The sequence below is a fragment of the uncultured Capnocytophaga sp. genome (genome assembly GCF_963525585.1).
Classification (GTDB): Bacteria; Bacteroidota; Bacteroidia; order Flavobacteriales; family Flavobacteriaceae; genus Capnocytophaga.
The window spans coordinates 1-3,191 of sequence record NZ_CAURLX010000084.1; the positions used below are offsets into that span (position 1 = coordinate 1).

At 36.5% G+C, this 3,191-nt stretch carries 2 protein-coding genes, 1 tRNA gene and 1 pseudogene; 1 reads left to right on the forward strand and 3 read right to left on the reverse strand.

Features of this window, described 5'->3' with window-relative positions; all coding sequences use genetic code 11:
- The 3 genes from RYK20_RS10815 to RYK20_RS10825 all read right to left on the reverse strand — a co-directional run.
- Window positions 1-716 (reverse strand): phage integrase SAM-like domain-containing protein (locus RYK20_RS10815; RefSeq protein WP_314895432.1); only part of this gene is annotated, 716 nt, incomplete at its 3' end.
- 119 nt (window positions 717-835) lie between these two features.
- Window positions 836-908, reverse strand: a tRNA-Met gene (locus tag RYK20_RS10820).
- Window positions 909-956: 48 nt separating this feature from the next.
- The gene (locus tag RYK20_RS10825; RefSeq protein ID WP_314895433.1) at window positions 957-2,429 is read right to left on the reverse strand and encodes a VWA domain-containing protein; all 1,473 of its coding nucleotides are present in this window, start codon (window positions 2,427-2,429) and stop codon (window positions 957-959) included.
- Between the two features lie 359 nt (window positions 2,430-2,788).
- Here RYK20_RS10825 and RYK20_RS10830 point away from each other — a divergent pair.
- Window positions 2,789-3,191 (forward strand): annotated as a pseudogene (locus tag RYK20_RS10830) (succinate dehydrogenase); the annotation flags it as partial.

Consider the following 3,191-nt stretch of genomic DNA (forward strand, 5'->3'; position numbering starts at 1 on the left):
CGGCGAATAAGGCAAAAGTAAGTCATCATACAGCACACGAAGAAAGGAAAATCAATATTTTGTAATTCCTTGATACATTCCTTTACTTCGTTAGTGAGTGGCTCACGTTTCTTTTGTACCTTGGGTTTTGATTTTATTCCCTCTGCTGGGTTTTGCTTGGCATATCCTTTGAGCTTTGCCCACTCAAAAAAGCCTTTCATATAGGCAAGGTAGTTATTATAGGTTCGTGGGCTATTTTTCTTATCGTAATAGATATAATCAAGGAAATTATTTACAAATAAGAAATCTATATTTAGGACGAACTTTATATCTAAATGTTTTTCCTTTATATAGGCACTAATATTGCTAAAAAAGGACTTCCACGAGCGCAAAGTGTCAGGGCGTTTTATGCCATCCGTTACTTCTTTTTCTAACTGCTTGAGGAATAAAGAAAAACTATCTTCTAAAGATTTATATTGGTTGCTTGGATTTTCATAGAAAGGCGACCAACCAGTCTCTAACTTCTGATTGATAGCAAGTATCATTTTCTTGGCATACTTACGCCTTTCCTGTACCGATTTCATTACAGGAACACGATTACGGAAACGGTCTAACTTCTCTGTAAGAGGATTTTTAGCATAGTACTCGATGTACCAAGACTTGTTGTCTCTTAGCTCAGCGGGCTTGTAGTCTATAAAAGCTATCCGCTTGGGTGCAATTTTGGTAGTTTTGTCCATTTTTTTTTATGCCAAATTCCTCAGATACATAAGAGAGGAGAACTTGGCACAAATTTGGCACTCAATTTTAAAGAATTTAAGCGCAACTAATTGAATATTAATTAGTTACGCTTATTTTGTAGCGGGAACTGGACTCGAACCAGTGACCTTCGGGTTATGAGCCCGACGAGCTACCTACTGCTCTATCCCGCGATTTCTGGGTGCAAAGGTATAACTTTTTTTCCAACTGACCAAATAATTTTATTCTTTTTTCATTTTTTGTTCTGATAATAACTTTGCGCTCTCCACTAATCGTACAAATTCCTTCCTATATCCCTCTTCATCTTTTCCTATCGCATTCTTACCTAGCTCTAATACCTGCTCATAAGAAGAGGCTCCCTTATCAGAAGATTCCCTTAATAATAACCCAAATTCTGCTACACTCATCGCAAAACGAAAATCCTCTGTCGCTTGTGTATATTCCTTAGGTGTATAGAATAGAGGCTCTGTTACTTCTACGCTCTGCCCTCCTTTTTCTTTGGGATCCTTATAGCGAATTTTTAAAAAAGCCATCTCATTACCTTTACCTTTTTCATTAAGCTGTTGTGTTTGGTAACGGAGCGACTGAGCAATCTCTCCTTGGGAAGGAATTACCTCATAAATAGCTGTAATCGTATGTCCTGAGCCTATTTCCCCTGCATCCTTTTTATCATCTATGAAATCTTCATTAGCAAGCATCCTATTTTCATAACCGATTAATTTATAAGATTTTACATACTTAGGATTAAACTCCGCTTGTAACTTCACATCCTTAGCCACTGTAAAAAGTGTCCCTCCAAATTCATTAATGAGTACTTTCTTAGCCTCCATTATATTATCAATATAGGCATAATTCCCATTCCCACTATTGGCAAGTGTTTCTACCATATCATCGCGATAATTTCCCATTCCAAATCCTAATACAGTCAAATAGATGCCACTTTCTCTTTGTTTTTCAATGAATTCTTTCAGGTCATTAGGGTTATTGATTCCTATATTAAAATCACCATCGGTAGCCAGTATAATTCTATTATTCCCATTCTTTATAAAAGCTTCTTGAGCTTGCTTATAGGCAAGCTGGATTCCTTTTGATCCTGAGGTACCTCCTGAGGCTTCTAAGCCATCAAGTACTTTTTCTATTTGCTCACGTTCCCTAACTGAAGTAGGCTTAAGACCTACTGCTGTACCACTTGCATAGGTAACTATACTTACCTTATCCTCTGCCTTGAGCTTACCTAAGAGCATTTTCAAAGAAGATTTCAATAGCGGGAGCTTATTTTGGTCATACATTGAGCCTGAAACATCTATAAGGAATACTATATTCGAATTAGGAGCCTTAGAAAGATCTATCTTCTTAGCCTGTAAGCCTATTCTCAATAATAAGTGAGAAGAATCCCAAGGAGCCACAGACACCTCTGGGCTTACCTGTAATGGAGAACGTGTTTGAGAGGAGGGTGCTGGATAATCATAATCAAAATAATTGATCATCTCCTCTATTCTCACAGCGTCTTTAGGAGGAAGAGAACCATTGCTAATCATTCTTCGAATATTACTATAGGCTGCCCTATCTACATCCACAGAGAATGTAGAAACAGGCTGATTGGCGACTTCTACAAAAGTATTCTCGTGAATCTTTTGAAAAGTTTCGTTGCCTTGTGGTGATGCCATATAGGAATCATAAGCTACTTCTTCCATTGAAACAGAGAGTTTAGAGCTTAAGGGAGGATTATAGTGATTATTTCCACAACTTGCTAAGAACAAACACAGAAGGCTTGGGAATATATAGGTTCTCATCTGCATACAAAATTTTGATTATTTGTGACAAATGTACGAAAAAAATACATATTACCCAACCGTTAATATATTTTATACATTCTTTAATATTTTTGTTAATCAAAATTAGAAACAAGCACTTTCTTTTTCTCTATTTAAACTAACTATAAATTAGCTGAAAATACTTTTTTTAATTGTAAATAAAGAGAAAAAAACGTACATTTGTTGCAGATTTTAAACACACTCTAACGGATTCAAAAACAGAATTATTTTTTAAAAATATGCAAATATTCAAAACATCAGTAGCAAGAAAAGTGGCGATGGCATTATCGGCATTTTTCCTCATTATTTTCCTAGTGATTCACTTAGCGGTGAACTTTATGTCAGTGCTAAGTCCGAGTACGTTCAATATGCTCTCCCATTTTATGGGAACCAACCCCTTAATTCAGTTTGCTATGCAACCTGTTCTCTTAGTTGGGGTTATCTTCCACTTCGTAATGGGCTTTATTCTAGAGCTTCAGAACAAAAGAGCAAGAGGAAGCCAACCTTATTACAGTTACAATGGAGCTGCCAATGCCTCTTGGATGTCTCGTAATATGATTATTACAGGGGTAGTTGTTCTAGGATTTTTAGCCCTACACTTGTTTGACTTTTGGGCACCTGAGATGAACTACAAGTATATAG

Coding starts and splice junctions, on each gene's coding strand:
- RYK20_RS10825 (WP_314895433.1), bottom strand. CDS start 2,429: ATGGAAGAAGTAGCTTATGATTCCTATATGGCATCACCACAAGGCAAC.